The following is a 21,435-nucleotide window of genomic DNA, read 5'->3' on the forward strand; positions in this document are numbered from 1 at the left end:
GTGCGCCTCGAAGGGTTGACGCAATGACGCCGAATTCCTCCCCCTCCTCCACCGCCCCGAGCCGGAGAAGCTTCCTCGCATCGGGTGCCTTCGCCGCAGTGGCCGTGGCCGGCGGAGCGCCGCTGCTCGCCGCGTGCGGCGGCAGCGGTTCCGCCTCGGGGAGCAAGGAGGGCACGACGACGGGCAAGGCACTGAAGAAGGTCATGCCGAGCTACGCCCCGACGAACCTGGTCCAGCCCGACGTGCAGAGCGTCAACGGCTCGAGCCCCGGCTTCACCAAGCTGCCCGACCCGCTGGTCACCTCGGTGAAGTCCGCACCGGGCAAGGGGTCGTCCTTCCGGGTCATGACCCCGCTGTGGGGCACCGTCCCGAAGAAGGACAACCCGTACTACTCGGCCGTGAACAAGGCGGTCGGCGCGAAGCTCAGCTTCGACCCTCAGGACGGCAACACCTACCAGGACAAGATCGGCGCGGTCCTGGCCGGCTCCGAGATCCCTGACGTCATGACCATCCCCGGCTGGAACATGCAGGGGCAGATCCGCAACGCGATCACCGCGAAGTTCGCCGACCTGGGGCCCTACCTGGCGGGCGACGCCGTCAAGAAGTACCCGAATTTGGCCAACATCCCGACCGGCGCCTGGCAGTACTCCGTCTTCGGCGGCAAGCTGCGCGGGCTGCCCATGCCCAACCCGGTCATCGGCAACGCGTTCTTCTACCGCAAGGACCTCGTCGGCTCCGGAGCCCTGCCCGCGAGCGCCGACGACCTGCTCGCCTTCGGCAAGGAGTACACCGCCCCGAAGAGCAAGGTGTGGGCGTTCGACGACCTCTGGACGTGTATCCAGAAGATCTACGGCCTGCTGCCCGACGCCCCGCACTACTGGCAGCTGGAGAACGGCAAGCTGGTCCACAAGATCGAGACGCAGGAGTACCGCGAGGCCCTGGCCTTCGCCCGCAAGCTGCACGACGGCGGGTACGTCCACCCGGACGCCGAGGCCAACAAGGACGCCGACTCCAAGATCCGCTTCACCAGCGGCCACGTCCTCATGTACAACGACGGCACCGGCGGCTGGAAGGGCATGGTCTCCGAACAGGCCGCCGCCAACCCGAAGTTCGACATGCAGGCACTGGACTTCTTCGCCGCGGACGGCGGCAGGCCCACTCTGTGGCAGGACGACCCGGCGGGAATCTTCACCTTCCTCAGCAAGGACCTGCCCAAGGAGAAGATCGAGGAGTTCCTCGGGATCGCCGACTTCGCCGCGGCGCCGTACGGCACCGAGGAGTTCATGCTGACGAACTACGGCGTCCAGGACACCCACTACAAGGTCGAGGGCGGGGTGCCGACCTTCACCCCGAAGGGCATCCAGGAGGCCCAGCCCGCCACCCTCCTCTACATCGCCTCCCCGCCGCACACCATCGCCTTCCCCGACGAGCCGCAGCTCGTGCAGGACTACGCCGGCTGGATGGCCCGCCAGGCCCCGCACATCAAGAAGCCGCTCTTCTTCGGCATGCAGGTCGTGGAGCCCCAGCGCTACGCCTCCCTGTACACGCCCTTCGACGACCTCCAGAAGGACATCCGGCGCGGCCGCAAGAAGGTCAGCGATGTCGACGCCGCGGTGACCACCTGGAAGAACAGCGGCGGCGACAAGCTCCGCGACTGGTACCAGGACCTCCTCGAGAAGAACGGCTCCGGCGTCTGACCCGTACGCCACACCTGCACGCACGCACAACGACAGCAGGCCGCCGGGCGCGAGGAGCCCGGCGGCCGGGGTGGAGAGCACGACATGGGGAGCACAGGGTGAAGCCTCGGGCCACGGTGGCGACCGACGCGGACCGCACGGCGGGGCGGGCGACCGTACCCTCCGGCGAGGACAGCAGCGACGACGACGGCGCGCAGGGCCGCACACGGGCGAGCGGGACACCCGCCCGGCCGCCGAAGCGGAGCGGCAGGAAGACGAAGGCCCCGGCCGCACCGGGCGGCATCACCCGGCGCCTGCGCTTCCGCCGGGACCGCACGCTGATCCTGATGACCGTGCCGGCCATGGTGCTGCTGCTGGTCTTCAACTACATCCCGCTGCTCGGGAACGTCGTGGCCTTCCAGGACTACGACGTCTACGACCTGGGCATCACCGGCAGCCCCTTCGTCGGCTTCGACAACTTCACCCGGATCTTCGAGGACCACCGCTTCTGGGAAGTCCTGCTGAACACGCTGGTCATCTTCATGACCCAGCTGCTCCTCTTCTTCCCCATCCCGATCGCCATCGCCCTGCTGGTCAACACGATCATGAGCGCGAGGGTGCGGGCCTGGGTCCAGGCGATCGTCTACCTGCCGCACTTCTTCTCCTGGGTGCTCGTCGTCACCGTCTTCCAGCAGATGTTCGGAGGCGCCGGTCTGGTCGCGCAGTGGTTGCGCGAGCACGGCCACGAGGGCTTCGACCTGATGACCAACCCGGGCTTCTTCAAGTTCCTGGTGACGTCCCAGGCGATCTGGAAGGACGCCGGCTGGGGCGTCATCGTCTTCCTCGCCGCGCTCGCCGCAGTCAACACCGATCTGTACGAGGCCGCGGCCGTGGACGGCGCGGGCCGCTGGCGCCGCATGTGGCACGTCACCCTGCCCGCGCTGCGCCCCGTCATCGCCCTGCTGCTCGTGCTGCGGGTCGGCAGCGCGCTGAACCTCGACTTCGAGCAGATCCTGCTCCAGCGCGACCAGGTGGGCGCGGGCGCGTCCGAGATCCTCGACACCTACATCTGGTGGACGGGCATCAAAACCGGCGACTTCGGCTACGCGGCCGCCGCCGGAATCTTCAAGGGACTGTTCAGCGTCGCCATGGTGCTGGGAGCCAACAAGGTCGCCCACATGATGGGCGAGCAGGGGGTGTACTCCAAGAAATGACGACTCTCCTGGACATGGAAAAGGACGGCAACCCGCCGGCGCGGCCCACTGCCGTACGGACGCAGACCCCGCTCCAGCGCGCCCTGCGCACCGAACCGCGCCCGGTGTGGGAGGAGGAGCCCACCAAGGCGGGCCTCGCCTTCAAGGGGGTGGGACTCTTCGCGATCTGCGCGGTGATCCTCGGACCCATCTGGGTGGTCGTGGTCACCAGCCTCTCGGACACCAAGGCGATCAACGACGCGGGCGGTCTGGTCGTCTGGCCGAAGAGCATCACGTTCATCGCGTACAAGGAACTGCTCAGCGGTGGCGCGGTCACCCGTGCCGCACTGGTGAGCATCGGCCTGACGGTCGTCGGCACAGTGTTCAGCATGGTGATATCGGTACTGTGCGCCTACGGGCTGAGCCGCAGGGACTCCTACGCGCACCGGCCGCTGCTGATGACCATGATGGCGACGATGTTCTTCGGCGCGGGCCTCATCCCGACCTACCTGCTGGTCACGGGCATCGGCCTGAGCGACAGTTACTGGTCGATGATCCTGCCGAGTGCCATCAGCGTCTTCAACATCCTGGTCCTGCGCGGCTTCTTCATGGACACCGCGCCCGAGCTGATCGACGCGGCGCGCATCGACGGCGCCGGCGAGTGGCGGATCCTGCTGCAGATCATCATGCCGCTGTCCCGTGCGGTGATCGCGGTGATCTCGCTGTTCTACGCGGTGGGCTACTGGAGCCAGTGGTTCAACGCGATGCTCTACATCCAGGACAGCGACAAGTACCCGCTGCAGATGATCCTGCGCCAGCTCGTCCTCCAGCACCAGGTGCCGCCCGGCGCCATGGGCGCGGCGGTCAGCAGCGGACAGATCAACAGCCTGGCTGTGCAGATGGCGGTGATGGTCCTGGCGCTGATCCCGGTGGCCGTGCTGTCGCCGTTCGTCCAGAAGCACTTCCAGAAGGGCATGCTCACCGGCGCCGTCAAGGGCTGATCTCCACCACTCCCCCGCTCCCCACCGGAAGGTGTGTTCGTCATGCGCGCTTCGTCCGACCCGCGGCCCGAACCCGCACAGCCAGACGCGCCCCGGCGCCGGACCGTGCTCGCCGGGGCGGCGGCGGTGGCCGCCACCGCCGCCGTGCTGCCCTCGGCCGCCCCGGCCGTGGCGGCCCGCCGTCCGAGGCGGACCCAGCCGCACCGCTGGCGTACGGCGGTGATCGGCGGGACCGGGTTCGTGACGGGCATCCTCTTCCACCCGGCGGTCCGGGGCCTGGCGTACGCCCGTACGGACATCGGCGGTGCCTACCGGTGGGACGACACCGCGGCCCGCTGGACGGCGCTGACGGACCATCTCGGCTGGGACGACTGGAATCTGCTGGGCGTCGAGGCCCTGGCCGTCGATCCGGCACACCCGGACCGGCTGTATCTCGCGCTCGGCACCTACGCGCAGTCGTGGGCCGGTCCGGGCGCGGTGCTCAGGTCCGAGGACCGGGGCGCCACCTGGACGCGTACGGACCTCGCGGTGCGGCTGGGGGCGAACGAGGACGGCCGGGGCGCCGGCGAACGGCTCCTGGTCGACCCGCGTGACAGCGAGACGCTGTGGCTGGGCACCCGGCACGACGGGCTGCTGCGCTCCACGGACCGCGGGGCGACCTGGGCGGCTGACACCGCGTTCCCGGCCGCCGCGTCGGCGAACGGCCAGGGCGTCACGCTCCTGGTGGCCGCGGGCCGGACGGTGTACGCGGGCTGGGGCGACGGCGGAACCGCTCTGTACCGTACGGACTCCGCCGGTGGCTGGGAGCCCGTCCCCGGTCAGCCGTCCACCGGCACGGCGGCGTCGAAGGTGCCGATCCGAGCCGCGTACGACGCCCAGACCCGTGCGCTGTACGTGAGTTACGCGGACGGCCCGGGGCCCAACAACCAGTCCGACGGCTCGGTGCACCGGCTCGACACGGTGACCGGCACCTGGACGGACGTCACCCCGGTCGCGCCGGGCGGCGGTGACGCGTTCGGCTACGGCGGGGTGGCGGTCGACGCGGGCCGGCCGGGCACGGTGGTCGTCTCCACGAACAACCGCTGGGGGCCGGTGGACACCCTGTTCCGCTCCACGGACGGGGGCGCGAACTGGACCTCGCTCAAGGACTCCGCGGTCCTGGACGCGTCGGAGACGCCGTATCTGAGGTGGGGCGGCGAGACGCCCAAGTTCGGCTGGTGGATCCAGGCCGTGGCCGTCGACCCGTACGACTCCCGGCACATCGTGTACGGCACCGGCGCGACGATCTTCGGTACGCGTGACCTGGTGCGCTGGGCACCGGAGATCCGAGGTCTGGAGGAGTCGGCGGTCCGGCAGCTGATCGCACCGCCGTCGGGGGCCCGGCTGCTCAGCGGGCTGGGTGACATCGGGGTGATGTACCACGAGTCCCTGACCGCCTCCCCGTCGCGCGGCATGGCGTCGAACCCGGTCTTCGGTACGGCGACGGGCCTCGCCCTGGCCACGCTGAAGCCCTCGTACGTCGTGCGGACGGGCTGGCCCTCGGGCGGCGCCGCCGGAGCGTACTCCCGCGACGGGGGCGCGAGCTGGCAGCCGTTCGCCACCCAGCCGGAGCTCGCCGCGTCCGCCCCCGGACCGGTCGCGGTCTCGGCGGACGGGGCGACGCTGCTGTGGTCGTTCATCCACTGGGACGGTACGAAGTACGCCGCGCACCGCTCGACGGACGGCGGCGCGACCTGGGCCGAGGTCGCCACGTTCCCCAAGGGCGGCACCCCGGTCGCCGACCCGCTCGACCCGGCGCGCTTCTACGTGTACGACACGGACACCGGGACGGTGTTCCGCTCCACCGACCGGGGTGCCACCTTCACCCCGGGCGCCGGGCGACTGCCCTCCGGCGACGTGCAGTTCCGCATCGCCGCCGCACCCGGCCGCTCCGGCGACCTGTGGCTGTCGGCCAAGGACCACGGGCTGCTGCGCTCGGTGGACGGCGGTCTGACGTTCACGGTGGTGGCCGGCTGCCAGGCCTCGCACGCCCTCGGCTTCGGCCGGTCCGCGAGGAAGGGCCGCGGCGGATATCCGGCGGTCTTCCAGACCGGACGCGTCCTGGCCACGCACGACGGCGTGGCGGTGCTCCGCTCCGACGACGCGGGCAGGACCTGGGTCCGCGTCAACGACGACTCCCACCAGTGGGGGTGGACCGGCGAGGTCATCACCGGCGACCCCCGCGTCCACGGCCGCGTCTACCTGGGCACCAACGGCCGTGGCATCCAGTACGCGGATCCCGAATGAGGAACGAGAAGTCCATGCCGTCCCTGCACGACGCCACCCGTGGCCGCGTCCTCTTCGGAGGCGACTACAACCCCGAGCAGTGGCCCGAGGAGGTGTGGGCCGACGACGTCCGGCTGATGGAGGAGGCCGGGGTCAACTCCGTCACCCTCGGCGTGTTCTCCTGGGCGAAGATCGAACCACGCCCGGGAGCACGGGAGTTCGGCTGGCTGGACCGGCTGATGGACCTCCTCCACGCGCACGGCATCGGTGTCGTCCTCGCCACCCCGACGGCCTCGCCGCCGCCGTGGATGGGCGCCCTGCATCCGGAGACGCTGCCGCGCGCCGAGGACGGCACGCTCGTGTCGTACGGCTCGCGGCAGCACTTCTGCCCGAGCTCACCGGTCTACCGGCGTTACGCCACCGCGCTCACCGAGGACCTCGCCGCACGGTACGCGGACCACCCGGCGCTCACCGTCTGGCACATCAACAACGAGTACTGCACGCACTGCTGGTGCGACGCGACGGCCGCCCACTTCCGCCGCTGGCTGGCCGACCGGTACGGCACCGTCGACGCGCTCAACGAGGCCTGGGGCACAGCCTTCTGGAGCCAGCGCTACGACACCTGGGCGGAGATCCTGCCGCCGCGCCGCGCGCAGTACATGAAGAACCCGGCGCAGGTGCTGGACTTCAAGCGGTTCACCTCCGACGCCCTGATGGAGTGCTACGTCGCCGAGCGGGACATCGTCGCCCGGCACACCCCGCACATCCCGGTGACGACCAACTTCATGCCGTTGTGGGCCGGCCAGGACGGCTGGGCGTGGGCGGAGCAGGAGGACGTCGTCTCCGTCGACATCTATCCGGACCCGACCGACCCGCTGGGCGGCCAGTACAACGCGATGCTCGCCGACATGACCCGCTCGCAGGCCGCCGGACCGTGGATGCTGATGGAGCAGGCGGCGGGCGGGGTCAACTGGCGGGAGGTCAACCATCCCAAGCCGGCCGGCCTCAACCGGCTCTGGTCGCTGCAGGCCGTGGCCCGGGGCGCGGACGCCGTCTGCTACTTCCAGTGGCGGCAGTCCCGGCAGGGCTCGGAGAAGTTCCACTCCGGGATGCTGACGCACGCGGGCGAGCACGGCCGTACGTTCCGGGAGATCAAGCGGATCGGTGCCGAACTCGCCCTGATCGGCGCCGAGGTGAGTGACGCGGCGGTCCCGGCCGAGGTCGCGGTGCTCCACGACTGGGATTCCTGGTGGGCGAGCACCCAGGAGGGCCGCCCCTCCACACGGGTCGCGTACCCGGAGCTCGTGCAGGCCTGGCACCGGGGGCTGTGGGAGAGCGGGATCGCGACGGAGTTCGCCCGGCCGGAGGCGGACCTGAGCGCCTTCCGCATGGTGGTCGTGCCCCAGCTGTACCTGCTGACCGACGCGGCGATCGACAACCTGGTCACCTACGCCCGGGCGGGCGGCACGCTCGTCTGCGGCTTCTTCACCGGTGTCGCGGACGTGGACGACCGGATCAGGCCGGGCGGCATGGACGGCCGGCTGCGTGAGCTGTTCGGCATCCGTACGGTGCACGAGTGGTGGCCGCTGGACGCGGACGGGTCGGTGGAGTGCGACGGGTTCCGGGGCGGCCTGTGGTCGGAGGAGCTGGAGGTCGACGGCACGGCGGAGACGGTGTCCGCGTACCGGGGCGGTGAGCTGGACGGCCTGCCGGCGGTGCTCCGCAAGGGCACGGCCTGGTACGTCTCCACGCTGCCCGAGCCGGCGGCCCTGCGTGAACTGCTCGGCGGGGCGGCGGCGGGCGCGGGTGTGCGTCCGGTCGTGGAAGGGCTGCCCGACGGGGTGGAGGCGGTGCGCCGCGGCGGTCTGCTCTTCCTCCTCCACCACAGCCGTTCCACGGTCACGGTGAAGCTGCCGGGCCGCCGTCTCGACCTGCTCACGGGCGTCGAGGCCGACGGCGTCGTGGAGCTGGGGCGTTACGGGGTGGCCGTTCTCAGAGACCTCTCCGCATGATCGACGGGACGTGGGAGCCGGCCCCCGCCGCCCGCTGGGAGGACGCCTTCCTCAGCGGCAACGGGCGGCACGGCGCGATGGTGTACGGCGATCCGGCGGACGACCGCGTGATCGTCAACCACCACACGCTGGTGCGGCCCAACGGCAGTGAGGACGTCCGGCCGCCCGAGCTCGCCGACCGCCTCGGGCGCCTCCAGGACGCGCTGCTGTCCGGGGACACCAAGGCGTCGGAGGAGTTCGGCGCGGGCCGCCCGCTGCTGTGGGTGCAGCCCTTCCACCCGGCGTTCCGCACCGGCGTCCGCCGTGGCCGGGGGCTGCACGAGTCGGTCGCCGGCTACCGGCGCGAGGTCGACTTCACGACGGGCGAGGTGACGGCGTCGTACGAGGCGTGGCGCAGCCGTGTCTTCGTGTCGCGGGCCGACGACGTGATCGTGCAGCACATCACCGACCTCGGGCTGAGCGCGGACGTCCTCCTGGACCACGCCCTGCCCGGCGCCCCGGCCCAGCTGGCGGTCGGCCGTTCGACGGTGCTGACCCCGGACGGCGCGAACCTCGCACTGCGGGTGGGCTACCCGGGCAGCGACCTGTCGTACACGGGGGTCACCGTGGTCCGGGCCGACGGCGGAACGGTGACCGTGGCGGGCGAGGGCGTCCGGGTCGAGGGGGCACGGAGCCTCACGCTGACGACCCGGGTGCGGCGCGGGGCGGGCGACCCCGGCCTCGGCGCCCTGTGGGCGGACCTGCCGCACGAGGACTACGCCACCCTGCTGGCCCGCCATCAGCCGCTGCACCGCGCGGCGTTCGGGCGTACGTCCCTCACGCTGCGGGACGCGGCCCGGGACCGGGAGCTGCCGGGCAGCGAACTGCTCCGCAGCCCGAGGAGCCCGGCGCTCCTGGAGCGCCTGTTCGCGGCGGGCCGCTACCATCTGCTGTCCTCCTCGGGGCAGTTGCCGCCCCGCCTGACCGGGCTGTGGACCGGTGACTGGGACACGGCCTGGTCGGGGGCGTTCACCACGAACGCCAACCTCAACCTCCAGATCTCCTCGGCCGCCACGGCCGCCCTCCCGGAGGTCACCGAGGCCCATGCCGCGCTGGTGCACGGGCAGTTGGCGGACTGGCAGGACAACGCGCGGGCGATCTTCGGGGCCCGGGGCATCGTGGCGCCGTCCCACACGGACGGCGAGTCGGGCCACACCCGGCACTTCCAGCGCGCCTATCCGCTGCACCTGTGGACGGCCGGCGCGGACTGGCTGCTGCAGCCGCTCCTCGAACACGCCGAGGTGACCACGGGCACCGCGGACCCCCGCCTGGCCGGCGCCCTGGTCGAGGCGGCGCTGTTCTACGAGGACTTCCTCGGCCGCGAGGACCCGGACGGGAACATCGCGGTCGTCCCCTCCTACTCCCCGGAGAACCGGCCGGCGAACGCGAGCTGGGGCACGGTCAACGCCACGATGGACATCGCGGCGGCCCGGCACGCCCTGACCACGGCAGCCGGTGTCGCCCCGGACCACCCGTCCGCCGGACACTGGCGGGCGCTCGCCGCCCGGCTCCCGGCGTATCTGGTGAACGAGGACGGGGCGCTCGCGGAATGGGCGTGGCCGGGCCTGGAGGAGACGTACGACCACCGCCACCTCAGCCACCTGTACCCGGTGTGGCCGCTGGACGAGATCAATCCGTACGACACCCCGGGGCTGGCGGCGGCGGCGCACCGCGCGCTGGAGCTGCGCGGGTCGGAGAACGACTCCGCGCACGGGCATCTGCACCATGCGCTCATCGCGGCCCGGCTGCGGGACCCGTCGCGGGTGTCGGCGGCGCTGGACGCGGTGCTGGGCGGCGACTTCTTCCACGACTCGCTGATGAGCGCGCACTACCCGTCCCGCAACGTGTACAACGCGGACGCGGCCCACACGCTCCCGTCCGCCGTGATCGAGTCGCTCGTCCAGTCGGCCCCGGAGCGCCTCGTCCTGCTCCCGGCCCTTCCCGCGGCGTACCCGGCGGGTGAACTACGCGGTGTGCGGACCCGGTTCGGCGCCCGGCTGGACCTGAGCTGGTCGGCCGAGGGCGCCACCGCGGTCCTGCACCCCACCCGCGACGCCCGCGTCGATGTGCGTACGGGCGACGGGCTCGCCCTCACCGAGACCCGCGCCGCGAACCTCCGGGTCCCGCTGGACCTGGCGGCCGGCGTGGACCGCGTCCTCACCCTGGGGCCGCGGTAGCTGTTTCCCCCCACCGACCCCCCACCCATGGAAGGGACACCATGGCACGACGCACCCTGACCAAGCTCCTGCTGGCCCCCGCGACAGCGGTGGCCGCTCTGATCGGCTTCGCCGCGGCACCGGCCCACGCGGCGGTCTGGTCCTCATCGGACCAGTGGGGCAACTACACCACGTCCGACAACTACATCCTCTACAACAACATCTGGGGCTCCGGAGCGGGCGCGCAGTCCATCTGGGCCAACTCCTCCAGCAACTGGGGCGTCTGGGCCGACCACCCGAACACCGGCGGCATCAAGTCGTACCCCAACGCCAAGAAGATCGTGAACAAGCCGATCACCTCGCTGTCGTCGCTGACCAGCCGCTACAACGTCACCGTCCCGTCGTCCGGCGCCTACAACACGTCGTACGACATCTGGGACACGGACTACGACTACGAGGTCATGCTCTGGGTCAACCACAACGGCGCCGTGGGCCCGCTCGGCACCTCACAGGGGACGGTGACCCTGGGCGGTCACACCTGGGCCGTCCACAAGGGTGACAACGGGGCCAACGAGGTCTTCTCGTTCCTGCGGACCTCGGACTCCTCCTCGGGCACGGTGAACATCCTGCCGATCCTGAAGTGGATCAAGGACACCAAGGGCTGGTGGGGCAACGAGACCATCGGCGACGTCCAGTTCGGCTACGAGATCACCTCGTCGCAGGGCGGTCTGGACTTCAGGACCAACTCGTTCGACGTCTCGTCGAGCTGATCCCCCGGGCCCTCACGTACGGGCGGAGCCGGTCCCCCAGCGGGGACCGGCTCGTCCTGGTCCGAAGGGGTTCAGGCAGGCGCCGGTCCCGTGCTCGCCCGTACGGTCAGCTCCGGGGCCAGCAGGTCGACCTCGTCGGTGCCTCGGCCCGCGAGCTTGGCCACCACCTGCTCGACCGCCCCGCGCCCCATCTCCTGTGCCGGGATGGCGACGGAGGTGAGCCGCACCGAGGCCTGGGTGGCCACCTGTTCGGGGCAGATCGCCACGACGGAGACGTCCTCGGGCACGGCACGGCCCTGCTGCTGGAGCAGGTTGAGCAGCGGTTCGACGGCGGCCTCGTTCTGCACGATGAAGCCGGTGGTGCCCGGCCGTTCGTCGTAGACCCTGGCCAGGGTGCCGGCCATCGCCGCGTACCCTCCCTCGCAGGGCCGGTGCAGGACCCGCACGCCCGTCTCCTGCGCCTTGGCCCGTATGCCGTCCACGGTCCGCTCGGCGAAGCCGGTGTGGCGCTCGTAGACGGCGGCGGCCTCACCGATCACGGCGATCTCACGGTGTCCGAGGCCGGCGAGGTGTTCGACGCAGAGCGCCCCGGTGGCCTCGAAGTCGAGGTCCACGCAGGTCAGTCCGTCGGTGTCGGCCGGCAACCCGATGAGGACGGCGGTCCGGCCGGACTCCCTGAGGAGCGGAAGCCGCTCGTCGTGCATCTCGACGTCCATCAGGATCATCGCGTCCGCGAGCGAGCTCCCGGCGATCCGCCGGACCGCCGCGGGCCCTTCCTCCCCGGTGAGGAGCAGGACGTCGTAGCCGTGTGTACGGGCGGTGGTGGCGACGGCGATCGCGATCTCCATCATCACCGGTACGTACATGTCGGTGCGCAGCGGCACCATGAGCGCGATGATGTTGGTCCGGCTGCTGGCGAGCGCTCGCGCCCCCGCGTTGGGGTGGTAGCCGAGCTTCTGGATGCTGAGCTCCACGCGCTCCCGGGTGGAGGCGGAGATCGACCGCTTCCCGCTGAGGACATAGCTCACCGTGCTCGCGGAGACTCCGGCGTGCTGGGCGACCTCGGCAAGCGTGACCATTCAGCTCTCCATTGCAGATGAGGACGGTAAAGGAGAGGTGAAGCGCTTCGACAGCACTCCCGACTCTACTCTTCACACTCTGACATGCACAGACAGTGTCGAGCCTAGACTCGCCCACAGGGACTGTCCAGAGTGGAGTCGAAGCGCTTCGATCGACTGCTGCCCTCTTCATCACACCGTGTCTCAGGACGCCGACGGTGTCCAGCCGGCGAGCCAGTCCGCGGTCTCCTGGGCCGTGGCCTGGGAATCCGAGAGCTGCGGCCGGTTGCCGCTCGCCGAACCCGCGCCCGGTCCGGTGTTCTTGTACTCGGCGAAGCGGTCGTCCTTCCAGGAGAAGCCGCTCATGTCGGTCCACGGGGCGGATTTGACCGCGGCACTCAGCGTGGTGTCGCGGAAGGTGGCCATCGGGTCGAGGGAGGCGTCCTGGCCCGCGTGCCAGGGTCGCCCGAGGTAGAAGCTCGCCGCGGAGACGTCCCCGTTGACGGTCGAGTTGTTGATCAGGAAGCCCCTGCGGTCGGCGGCGGTGCTGGGTGCGGTGATGTAGCCGGCGGAGCTGCCGTCCCATCGCTTCTTCAGGGTGATGACGGACTTGTCGATCACCGCGCTGGCCCGTCCGAAGATGAAGTCGACGTTGCCGACGACGTAGGAGTTGCTCATGTACACACGGCCGAGCGTGGCCTTGGACGCGGTGTCGAGCAGCAGGGTGTCCTGGTCGCCGGTGACGATGACGGAGTCGAGGAAGACCTTGTCCGCGGCCGTGCGCAGGGCGACGGCCTGGAGTCCGCTCATGTTCTGGTTGGCGGCCTCGTCGAAGTCGTTGGAGATCGTGAGGTTGCGGGCCTGGAAGCCGTTCGCCTCGGCCGCGACGGTGGCGCTGCCGCCCGTGCCGTAGGGGCCCGAACCGTCGGGCTTCTGGGTGCCCGAGGCGTTGTTGTGGACGATGACGGTGTCGTTGCGGCTCGATCCGCTGCCCTGGAGGGTGACGTTCTGTTTGGTGGAGGGGATCTTCACGGTCCCGCGGTAGGTGCCGGGCTTGACGGAGACGACGACCCGCGCGGTGTTGCCGGCCGGGATCGCGTTCACCGCGGCCTGCACGGTCGTGTACTGCCCGGTGCCGTCCTTGGCGACGGTGAGGGTGGTCGCCGCCACGGCACCGGACGCCGACCCGTGCGCCTGCACCGACACGACGGCCAGGAGCGTCGTCGCTCCAGCCGCCAGGGCGCGGCGCCGTGCGGGGTGGGCCTCGGTACGCCGTCGATTCGCTGCCATGACCTGGTCCGTTCCGTCGGGAAGAGGTGGGGGTTCCTGGCAGTAGTCGCCGCAGCGGCCCGAAAGGTTGCCGGGTTCCGGGAAGCGGCGGATGTCCTGGCCCGGGCCCACTGCCTCACACCCCGCCTCACGCCCCGCCTCAGCTCCTGCGGAAGCGTAGATCCCCCGCCCGGACCCGACTGTGAGACCCCGCCGCCCGCAGCACCACGTCGAGCGCCCCGGCCGGATCGGCCGCGTACACGTTGCTGAACCAGGCCATGTTGGCCTCGACCACCGCCCACCTCTCGGTGTCCCGGCCGCCCGTCCCCCGCATCTGCCCGACGTCGACCACCACCCCGCCGGGCAACGTGTCCCCGCACGCCTCGGCCAGCCGTCGCGCGAAGTCACGGATCCCGGCCTCGTCCGGGTGCCCCGGCAGCGGCGCCGGGTCCAGCCGGCCGAAGGTGGCGTACCGGGAGCCGGTCCGTATCTCCCCGTCGAGCAGGAACAGCCTGAACTCCGCCGCCCAGGTGACCACTTCGCTGACCTGCACCAGCGGGTCGTCCGGGTGGGCGGGCTCCGGGAGCGCGCCGCCGTCCTCGTACACCGCCGCCGGAAAGCTCTTGTCCGTGGGCGGCTTGACGAAGCGGGGTTCCGTCCCGCGGCGGGCCTCCGACAGCCGGACGCGCCTGATCCCGCGCCCGGTGAACGCGTACGGCAGCGCGTCCAGCCAGTCCTCGTCCGGCTCCAGAAGTGTCACGCCCAAGGGTCCGGCCACGCCTGCCGCGAAGTGCGGGCCGCCGTAGTAGTGCGCGTCCCCTCTTTCCCTGAGCCGGTCCGGCACGCCGTCCCGGGGCAGGATCACGACCTCCGCACCCCGGTCGCGCGCCGCCCCGGCCAGGAGGCCGGCGGTGGTGGAACGGTGCGGGGCGAGTGCGAGGAGCGGGGCCATGTGACAGCACCCTAGCCAGGCGGGGTGAACCGGCGACGCGGAGATCCGGACAGCGTCACCGCCCTCGCCGAGATCCTCGGCGTCTCCATCGGCACGCTCTGCGACCACGTCCCGGAGCTGAGATATCTCCCGCGTCCCGAACCAGTTGGAGGGGACCAGCCGGCTGACCCCCACCGCTCCTCGCGGTGGGCGTCAGCGGCACGAGCTCCGACCACGGCCTTCTATTCGGTGCGCAAGGCCGTGGCGGTGCGGGCCCTTGCGGCCCAGCCTGCGGGCAGGAGCGCGCCCAGGGCGGCGATGAGCGGGCCGCCGAGTGCGAGCGGGAGGAGCTCGGCGGCGTCGTAGACGGCGATGACGGAGTCGGGGAGACGGAGCCCCGCGCCGCCGCCCATCGCGGGCATGACCCAGCTGTGCAGGGTCACACCGAGCGGCACGCCCAGTGCGCCCGCGACAAGTCCGGTCACGACGACCGAGGTGAGGACCATCGCGACGGTCTGCCCAGGGGTCATGCCGAGCGCCTTGTGGACACCGATCTCCCGGACACGCTCACGGGTGTCGAGCAGTACGCCGTTGAGCACGCCGATCGCGGCGACGGTGACGAGCATCAGCGTGAGGATCGCGGCCAGCGAGTTCAGCGTGACGACCATGTCGCTGCCGTCTCCGAGCCCGCCGATCCGGGCAGTGGCTCCCAGCGGCGCCAGATCCCTGTTCAGAGCGTCCACGTAACCGGTGACGTCGGTGCCCGACGCCACCGCGATGTGATGACTCGTCTCCGTCAGGTCGGGACGCGCGCCTTCGAGGTTCGCGGCGTCGGTGAAGACCTGCATGCCGGAGTTACGGGGGTCGAGGACCTCGCCGACGATCCGGACCGTGACGGGCCTGTCCAGGCCGTTCACGGTGACGGTGTCACCGATGCGGGTACCTGTGGCGGCCAGGAAGGCGGTCGGGACCGCCGCTTCGCCGGGCCTGTCGATCCAGCGGCCCGAGACCATCGTGTAGCCGCCCCAGGAGGCGTCACCGGTGAAGGCGATCACGTCGACGGTGCCGGTCACGCCGGCCACGGTCGCGCGTACCGTCGCGGCGCTGTAGTGCTTCGCGGTTCCCGCGCCGGCCTCGACGGCCGCGGCGACCGCGGCGGGATCGGCTCCGAGCTCCTTGTCCGAAGCAGGACCCCGCGGGCCGAAGTCCGGCATGGGGGCGGGCACGGTGACATCGGCGGCGTCGTGTGCCTTCGCCTTCATCACCTCGCCGAGCGAGTCCACCATCCCCACGGTGAACGTGACCGCGATGGTGCCGAAGAGCACCGCCGTGCCCATGGCCAGCGCGCGGGCGGGCCGTGCGAAGGGTCTGACCAGGCCGAGCGCGACGGGTCGCGGCAGCGGAAGCCGGCCTGCCGAGCGGGCCGCCCACCGGCCACGCCGCGTCGACGTCCCGCGCCTGACGGCGAGCGCCTCGACCGTACGCAGCCGGCCGGCCCGCCAGGCGCTCGCCCACGCGGTCACCGCGACCAGGCCGAGCACCCCGGCGATCACCACGGCGTCCACCCAGGGGGCGATGGTCAGGGAGGAGGAGCCGTAGACCTCCCCGGTCTCGGCCAGTACGGGGATGGCCAGCAGGTGGCCGGCGACAACGCCGAGTGCCGTGCCGGCCGAGGCCGGGATCAGCGCCTGGCCGGTGTAGGCCCGCACGACTTGGTTCGGAGCGAAACCGACAGCCTTGAGGATGCCGATGCGGCGGGTTCCCGCGCCGACGGCCGCCGCGACGATGTTGCCCACGATCAGCACGGACATGACCAGGCCGAGGGCCCCGAACGCGATGAGGAACGGGACGTAGAGGGCGGTGTCGCGCTCTGCGTTCTTCTTGACGGTGAGCCAGGACTGATTGCCCACGGCGGCTCCCGTCGGCAGGCCTTTCGTCACGGCCTTGCCGCCCGCGCTGATCTGCGCGGCGGTTGCCGCGTCGGTGAAGCGGTAGAGCATCTGGTAGCCGCCGCTGCCCGGCGCGGTGAGCGCGGGCATCTGGGACGGCACCACCCACGCGTCGGCGGTCCGCGTCACCGAGCGGGCCACCCCGACCACCTTCAGCGTCGGCCCGCCGGACAGGGCGGGGAACGTGAGCTTCATGCCCAGGGCCGGCACGAGCGAGGAGTCGACGGACAGCACGATCTCGCCGACGCGCGTGGGCCACCGCCCCTCCCGCAGCGCCACCTCGTCCACGACCCGGCCGGGATCACCCCGGCCGACCACGGTCATCGGCCATCCGTCGCCCGCCCCGTCCGTCTTCGGGGCGACCGTCGCCGTACGGAACGGTCCTGCCGCACGGCTCACCCCTTCGGTGTCGGCCGACTCGGACAGCCGCCCGGCGCCGACCTGCCCCGCGTCGTACTCGACGGACAGGTGCGCGCCGCGCTGCTCGGCGAAGGCATCCGCGAAAGGCGCGCCGGAGACCACGAGCAGCGATCCGCCGAGGACGGAGGCGGCCACCGCCATCATCGTGGCGAGCCCGATCACCAGCGTCTGCACGCGGCGCCGGCCCACCCCCGAGCGCACCACCTGGCCGAGGGCGCTCATCGAACGGCCTCGGGCGACATGAGGTCCTCGGTGATCCGGCCGTCAGCGATCCGGACCGTACGGTTCGTGCAGGACCGGGCCAGGGCCAGGTCGTGGGTGACCACGACGATGGTCTGGCCCTCGGCGTTGAGGTCGGTGAGCAGCTTGCTGACGTCCTGTCCGGCGGCCGTGTCCAACGCCCCGGTCGGCTCGTCGGCCAGGAGCAGCGGCGGCCGGTTCATCAGCGCACGTGCCACCGCGACGCGCTGCCGTTCGCCGCCGGACAGCCTCCCGGGGTAGGCGTGGGCGTGCCGGTCGATGCCGAGGGCTTCCAGGAGTTCCGCTGCCCGACGGCCCGCCGCGCCACGTGCCGTGCCCGCGAGGCGTGCGGGCAGGACGACGTTGTCGGTGACGGTCAGGTCGTCGAGGAGGTTGAAGAACTGGAAGACCATGCCGATCTTCGACCGCCGGTAGCGGGCCGCTCCGGCCTCGCTGAGGCGGTCCACCCGCGTTCCGTCCACGGTGACGGTCCCCGTGTCGGGCCGGTCCAGGCCCGCGATCAGATTGAGCAGTGTGGACTTGCCGCTGCCGGAGGGGCCGAGGACCGCGACGGCCTCGCCGGGCCGCACGGTCAGCGACGCCTCGTACAGGGCGGGCGGGCCGTCGTCGTAGCGGCGGCTCACCTCGCGCAGTTCGATCACCGGCGTGGTCATGGAAGGGCTCCTTCGACAGGGGTGCCGGATGGGGAATCCGGCTCCCGGAACGCTAGGAGCCGGCCCTGCCGCCGCGCGTCGCCCGCTCGGACCCTTTGCCGTACGGCATCGGGATGACCTGCGGAAACGTCATCCTTTCGATGTAGGCGTCCGATGTATGCCGGGCTCCGAGAACGGCCGCTGAGGCGGACTCCGATGAGTCCGACTGCAACGACAATGAACCAGTGATGAACGTACGTACGATGTCGGCGCGGCTGCGGGGCGTGGTCCACGACGCCAGACGTCCGACCGGCCCGCCGCTGCGACTCAGCCGTCGTGCCTGGCAGTTCGACGTGCTCGTGGCGCTGATGCTCGGCGTCACCACGGTCTATTACGGCATCGACAACGCGGACAACGTCGTCGTGCGGGAGATCGCCGGCGTGCGGCACGTCATGCCGCGCCCGTCCGGCCCCGGCGGCATGGCCTTCATGGTGGCCCTCGCGGCCGTGGCCTCGGGCGCCCTGGCGCTGCGCCGCCGCTTCCCGCTCGCCGTGCTGTGCGTCGTGACGGCCGCGGTACTGGCGACACCACAGAGCGTCATGCGGCTGACGTTCTACGCGTTCGTGATCGCCGTCTACAGCGCCGCCGTACACAGCCCCCGTCGGGTGGCGGCCCTGGCCACGCTGCCGGTGTCGGTCCTCCTGGTCGGCACCTCGGGGAACTCGGTGACACCGATCATCCCCAACCAGTACATCGCCCTGCTGATCCTGGTCCCGATGGCAGGAGCCGCTCTCGGGCTGCGCACCTGGAAACTCCGGACCGACGAGGGCCGTACCCGCCTCTCCGCCCTGGAACGCGAACAGGCCGAGGCGCTGCGTCGGGCGGTCGAGCACGAGCGCGCGAGGATCGCCCGCGAGCTGCACGACGTCGTCACGCACAACGTCAGCGTGATGGTCATCCAGGCCGGCGCCGCCCGCAAGATCATGAAGATCTCCCCCGACCAGGCGGGAGAGGCGCTGCTCGCCGTCGAGGCCGGCGGGCGGGCGGCCATGACCGAACTGCGTCACGTCATGGGGCTACTCACCATGCCCGACGAGGACAAGGACGGCGGTCCGGAGGTGGACGGAAGTACGGACCTGACCCCGCAGCCCGGCCTCGACCAGCTGGAATCGTTGGTCGGAAGGGTCCGGGACGCAGGCCTCACGGTCGGTCTCACCGTGGCAGGCCCGCCCTGCCCCCTCCCGCCCGGCCTCGAACTCGCCGCCTACCGCGTGGCCCAGGAGGCACTGACGAACACGGTGAAGCACGCGTCCGGCTCCACCGCCGCCGTCACCGTCGAATACGGCCCGGACCACCTTCGGGTGGAGGTCACCGACACCGGTGGCCACCCGGTTGCCGACGCGGCCGCCGGGAACGGCCGGGGCCTGATCGGCCTGCGCGAGCGCCTCGCCGTCTACGGCGGAACCCTGCATGCCGGCCGGCGCCTGACCGGCGGGTACCGTGTCGAGGCGCTCATCCCCCTGGAGGCACCGTGACCGAGCAGCCGCCGCGTGTGCTCCTGGCCGACGACCAGACCCTGGTCCGTACCGGATTCCGGATGATCCTCGGCGCCGACGGCATCGACGTCGTCGCCGAGGCGGCCAACGGGGCCGAAGCCGTCGAAGCGGCCCGCCGCACCCGGCCCGACGTGGTCCTGATGGATGTACGGATGCCCGAGATGGACGGCCTGGAAGCCACCCGCCGCATCCTCAGGGGCGCCCCCGGCGAACCCCGTGTCATCATCCTGACCACCTTCGACCTCGACCGGTACGTCTACGCGGCGTTGGCCGCGGGGGCCAGCGGCTTCCTCCTCAAGGACGTCACCCCCGAGCACCTGGCCTCGGCCGTCCGCACGGTCCGCACCGGCGACGCCCTACTCGCGCCCGCCATCACCCGCCGCCTCGTGCGGAGGTTCGCCCAGCCCGGCAGCGACACCGCCGCTCTCCACCGCGACCTCGCCCCGCTCACCCCGCGCGAGCTGGAAGTCCTTGGCCTTCTGGCCCGAGGACTGAGCAATGCCGAACTCGCCACCCGCCTTCACCTGTCCGAGGCGACCGTCAAGACACACGTCGCCCGTATCCTCGCCAAGCTCGGACTTCGCGACCGTGTCCAGGCCGTCATCGTCGCCTACGAGACCGGTCTGGTCAGTGTCGGCGCGGGCGAGGCCGCCCAGCAGCCCACCGAGCGGGCGTAGCGGTCGCCCGATGTCGAACGGCTCGCCCAGGCAATCGCCGACGCCGCCCGGCGAGACGGCGAAGCCTGGCCCTCCCCTCCCAGCTCATCTTCGGGAGCTGCCTCACTGCTCACCTGCACCCGGCCACGACGTTGGGCGCATCGTCGGGTCGGGGTGAGATTCACGGTTCCGACTTGACCCTCACGTTGCGTGAGGCCGGAGGGTGGGACGCATGAGTGACTACTACAACGCGTTCGAGATGAGTCCCGTACCCACCCCCGGCCCGGACGCGGTTCCGCCGGAGCCGTTCCGTGGCATCTACGGAATGCCCGCGTTCGTGACGATCCCCACGAGCGATCTGGCGGCGTCGGTGGACTTCTGGACTCGTGGACTCGGCTTCTTCGAACTGTTCAGCGTCCCCGGCACGATCGTGCATCTGCGCCGGTGGGCGTTCCAGGACGTACTTCTCGTCTCGGCGGCGAGCGTTCCGGAGCAGCCTCCAGCGATGAGCTTCAGTTTCTCGGGCGTGCTCAGCCAGGTCGATTCCCTTGCCGAGTCATGCCGCGCGTTGCGCCCGAACTCGGTCGACGGTCCACGGGACACTTTCTGGAACACCCGCGACGTGGAGGTGATCACCCCCGAGAACGCACGGGTCGTCTTCACTGCGGCGAAACCCTTTGATCCGGCCGGCCAGGAGGCGCGGAACCTCGAGGCCATCGGGATCACCCCACCCGGCGACGGTCGCGGCGACAATGGGAAGCATGCCTGATACCACTGACGCCGGGGGCCTGACCGTCGGTCAGGTCTCGACGCGTCTGGACGTGACAGTCCGCGCCCTGCACCACTGGGACGAGATCGGTCTGGCGCGACCGTCGCTGCGCACGGCTGCCGGATACCGGCTCTACACCCCTGACGATCTGGAGCGCCTGCACCGCATCGTCGTCTACCGTGAGCTCGGCCTCGGCCTGGACAGGATCCGGACCGTCCTGGACGACTCGACCGCGGACGTGCCCGGCGCATTGCGCGCGCAGCGCACCCAGGTCGCCGAACGGATCGACCGCCTCCGCCAGCTCGGCGCCGGACTGGACCGGATGATCGACGCCCATGAGCGCGGCCTGCTGCTGACCACCGAGCAGCAGGCCGCGATCTTCGGCCCCCGGTGGGACCCGGACGGGCCGGCCCAAGCCCGTCAGCGCTACGGAGACACGACGCAATGGCGGCAGTACGCCGAACGCTCAGCCTCTCGCAGTCCGGAGGAATGGCAGGCCATCGCCGACGACATCGCCGGCCTCGACCGCGCCCTCGGGGATGCGATGGATGCCGGCGTCACACCTGGCAGCCCGGAAGCGAGTCAACTCGTCGAGCGGCACCGGGAAGTATTCGCTTCGTACTTTCCCCTCACCAGACAGATGCAGGTCTGTCTCGGCCGCATGTACGAGGCCGAGCCGGGATTCGCCGCCCACTACGACGGCATCCGCGCCGGCCTCGCCACATGGCTCCGTCGCATCATCGACGCCGACGCGCGCGCCCACAGCATCGACCCCGACACCGCGACCTGGCACGGGCCTGAGTGAATCGGCTGATGACCGAC

At 71.2% G+C, this 21,435-nt stretch carries 16 protein-coding genes; 11 read left to right on the forward strand and 5 right to left on the reverse strand.

Annotated elements, in window-relative coordinates; translation table 11 throughout:
• Nucleotides 1–23: 23 nt before the first annotated feature.
• The 7 genes from ACFWVP_RS15975 (at nt 24) to ACFWVP_RS16005 (ending at nt 11,112) form a co-directional block, all read left to right on the forward strand.
• Nucleotides 24–1,697: an extracellular solute-binding protein gene (locus ACFWVP_RS15975; RefSeq protein ID WP_384497056.1), complete on the forward strand. Its 1,674-nt coding sequence runs from the start codon at nt 24–26 to the stop codon at nt 1,695–1,697.
• Nucleotides 1,698–1,795: 98 nt separating this feature from the next.
• Nucleotides 1,796–2,890 (forward strand): ABC transporter permease, encoded by a 1,095-nt coding sequence (locus ACFWVP_RS15980; protein WP_384497058.1) that lies wholly within the window; start codon nt 1,796–1,798, stop codon nt 2,888–2,890.
• The gene (locus ACFWVP_RS15985; RefSeq protein WP_384497059.1) at nt 2,887–3,870 is read left to right on the forward strand and encodes a carbohydrate ABC transporter permease; all 984 of its coding nucleotides are present in this window, start codon (nt 2,887–2,889) and stop codon (nt 3,868–3,870) included. The genes ACFWVP_RS15980 and ACFWVP_RS15985 overlap by 4 nt, the downstream gene beginning before the upstream one ends.
• Nucleotides 3,871–3,912: 42 nt before the next feature.
• The gene (locus ACFWVP_RS15990; protein WP_384497060.1) at nt 3,913–6,156 is read left to right on the forward strand and encodes a 1,4-beta-glucanase; all 2,244 of its coding nucleotides are present in this window, start codon (nt 3,913–3,915) and stop codon (nt 6,154–6,156) included.
• A 14-nt stretch (nt 6,157–6,170) separates the two neighbouring features.
• On the forward strand, nt 6,171–8,147 hold the full coding sequence (locus ACFWVP_RS15995) for a beta-galactosidase (protein WP_384497152.1): 1,977 nt from the start codon (nt 6,171–6,173) through the stop codon (nt 8,145–8,147).
• The gene (locus ACFWVP_RS16000; RefSeq protein ID WP_384497061.1) at nt 8,144–10,363 is read left to right on the forward strand and encodes a glycoside hydrolase N-terminal domain-containing protein; all 2,220 of its coding nucleotides are present in this window, start codon (nt 8,144–8,146) and stop codon (nt 10,361–10,363) included. The genes ACFWVP_RS15995 and ACFWVP_RS16000 overlap by 4 nt, the downstream gene beginning before the upstream one ends.
• 41 nt (nt 10,364–10,404) lie before the next feature.
• Entirely contained in the window at nt 10,405–11,112 is a 708-nt protein-coding gene (locus tag ACFWVP_RS16005) for a hypothetical protein (RefSeq protein WP_384497063.1), read from the forward strand.
• Nucleotides 11,113–11,183: 71 nt separating this feature from the next.
• On the opposite strand, the gene ACFWVP_RS16010 is transcribed toward ACFWVP_RS16005, so the two are convergent.
• The 5 genes from ACFWVP_RS16010 to ACFWVP_RS16030 form a co-directional block, all read right to left on the reverse strand.
• Nucleotides 11,184–12,191 carry a LacI family DNA-binding transcriptional regulator gene (locus tag ACFWVP_RS16010; RefSeq protein ID WP_384497064.1) on the reverse strand — a complete coding sequence of 336 codons (1,008 nt, stop codon included), beginning with the start codon at nt 12,189–12,191 and terminating at the stop codon, nt 11,184–11,186.
• Between the two features lie 183 nt (nt 12,192–12,374).
• The gene (locus ACFWVP_RS16015; protein ID WP_384497066.1) at nt 12,375–13,460 is read right to left on the reverse strand and encodes a pectinesterase family protein; all 1,086 of its coding nucleotides are present in this window, start codon (nt 13,458–13,460) and stop codon (nt 12,375–12,377) included.
• Nucleotides 13,461–13,599: 139 nt separating this feature from the next.
• Nucleotides 13,600–14,391, reverse strand: coding sequence for an ATP-grasp domain-containing protein (locus ACFWVP_RS16020; RefSeq protein ID WP_384497068.1), 792 nt, complete (start codon nt 14,389–14,391; stop codon nt 13,600–13,602).
• Between the two features lie 221 nt (nt 14,392–14,612).
• Nucleotides 14,613–16,961 (reverse strand): ABC transporter permease, encoded by a 2,349-nt coding sequence (locus ACFWVP_RS16025; protein ID WP_384497070.1) that lies wholly within the window; start codon nt 16,959–16,961, stop codon nt 14,613–14,615.
• Nucleotides 16,958–17,653, reverse strand: coding sequence for an ABC transporter ATP-binding protein (locus ACFWVP_RS16030; RefSeq protein ID WP_384497071.1), 696 nt, complete (start codon nt 17,651–17,653; stop codon nt 16,958–16,960). The genes ACFWVP_RS16025 and ACFWVP_RS16030 overlap by 4 nt, the downstream gene beginning before the upstream one ends.
• Before the next feature lie 227 nt (nt 17,654–17,880).
• Here ACFWVP_RS16030 and ACFWVP_RS16035 point away from each other — a divergent pair, with 227 nt between their 5' ends.
• From ACFWVP_RS16035 to ACFWVP_RS16050, 4 genes are all read left to right on the forward strand, one after another.
• Nucleotides 17,881–19,167: a sensor histidine kinase gene (locus ACFWVP_RS16035; RefSeq protein ID WP_384497072.1), complete on the forward strand. Its 1,287-nt coding sequence runs from the start codon at nt 17,881–17,883 to the stop codon at nt 19,165–19,167.
• The gene (locus tag ACFWVP_RS16040; RefSeq protein ID WP_384497074.1) at nt 19,164–19,865 is read left to right on the forward strand and encodes a response regulator; all 702 of its coding nucleotides are present in this window, start codon (nt 19,164–19,166) and stop codon (nt 19,863–19,865) included. The genes ACFWVP_RS16035 and ACFWVP_RS16040 overlap by 4 nt, the downstream gene beginning before the upstream one ends.
• A 211-nt stretch (nt 19,866–20,076) precedes the next feature.
• Entirely contained in the window at nt 20,077–20,613 is a 537-nt protein-coding gene (locus ACFWVP_RS16045) for a VOC family protein (RefSeq protein WP_384497075.1), read from the forward strand.
• Nucleotides 20,606–21,418 carry a MerR family transcriptional regulator gene (locus tag ACFWVP_RS16050; RefSeq protein WP_384497077.1) on the forward strand — a complete coding sequence of 271 codons (813 nt, stop codon included), beginning with the start codon at nt 20,606–20,608 and terminating at the stop codon, nt 21,416–21,418. Before ACFWVP_RS16045 ends, ACFWVP_RS16050 begins: the two co-directional genes overlap by 8 nt.
• The last annotated feature ends 17 nt before the right edge of the window (nt 21,419–21,435 follow it).

The organism is Streptomyces sp. NPDC058637 (assembly GCF_042717325.1).
Taxonomy (GTDB): domain Bacteria; phylum Actinomycetota; class Actinomycetes; order Streptomycetales; family Streptomycetaceae; genus Streptomyces.

Excerpts from the sequence above, each read along its gene's own strand:
- ACFWVP_RS15975 (WP_384497056.1), top strand. The coding sequence starts at position 24 with ATGACGCCGAATTCCTCCCCCTCCTCCACCGCCCCGAGCCGGAGAAGC.
- ACFWVP_RS15985 (WP_384497059.1), top strand. The coding sequence starts at position 2,887 with ATGACGACTCTCCTGGACATGGAAAAGGACGGCAACCCGCCGGCGCGG.
- ACFWVP_RS15990 (WP_384497060.1), top strand. The coding sequence starts at position 3,913 with ATGCGCGCTTCGTCCGACCCGCGGCCCGAACCCGCACAGCCAGACGCG.
- ACFWVP_RS15995 (WP_384497152.1), top strand. The coding sequence starts at position 6,171 with ATGCCGTCCCTGCACGACGCCACCCGTGGCCGCGTCCTCTTCGGAGGC.
- ACFWVP_RS16000 (WP_384497061.1), top strand. The coding sequence starts at position 8,144 with ATGATCGACGGGACGTGGGAGCCGGCCCCCGCCGCCCGCTGGGAGGAC.
- ACFWVP_RS16005 (WP_384497063.1), top strand. The coding sequence starts at position 10,405 with ATGGCACGACGCACCCTGACCAAGCTCCTGCTGGCCCCCGCGACAGCG.
- ACFWVP_RS16010 (WP_384497064.1), bottom strand. The coding sequence starts at position 12,191 with ATGGTCACGCTTGCCGAGGTCGCCCAGCACGCCGGAGTCTCCGCGAGC.
- ACFWVP_RS16015 (WP_384497066.1), bottom strand. The coding sequence starts at position 13,460 with ATGGCAGCGAATCGACGGCGTACCGAGGCCCACCCCGCACGGCGCCGC.
- ACFWVP_RS16020 (WP_384497068.1), bottom strand. The coding sequence starts at position 14,391 with ATGGCCCCGCTCCTCGCACTCGCCCCGCACCGTTCCACCACCGCCGGC.
- ACFWVP_RS16025 (WP_384497070.1), bottom strand. The coding sequence starts at position 16,961 with ATGAGCGCCCTCGGCCAGGTGGTGCGCTCGGGGGTGGGCCGGCGCCGC.
- ACFWVP_RS16030 (WP_384497071.1), bottom strand. The coding sequence starts at position 17,653 with ATGACCACGCCGGTGATCGAACTGCGCGAGGTGAGCCGCCGCTACGAC.
- ACFWVP_RS16035 (WP_384497072.1), top strand. The coding sequence starts at position 17,881 with ATGAACGTACGTACGATGTCGGCGCGGCTGCGGGGCGTGGTCCACGAC.
- ACFWVP_RS16045 (WP_384497075.1), top strand. The coding sequence starts at position 20,077 with ATGAGTGACTACTACAACGCGTTCGAGATGAGTCCCGTACCCACCCCC.
- ACFWVP_RS16050 (WP_384497077.1), top strand. The coding sequence starts at position 20,606 with ATGCCTGATACCACTGACGCCGGGGGCCTGACCGTCGGTCAGGTCTCG.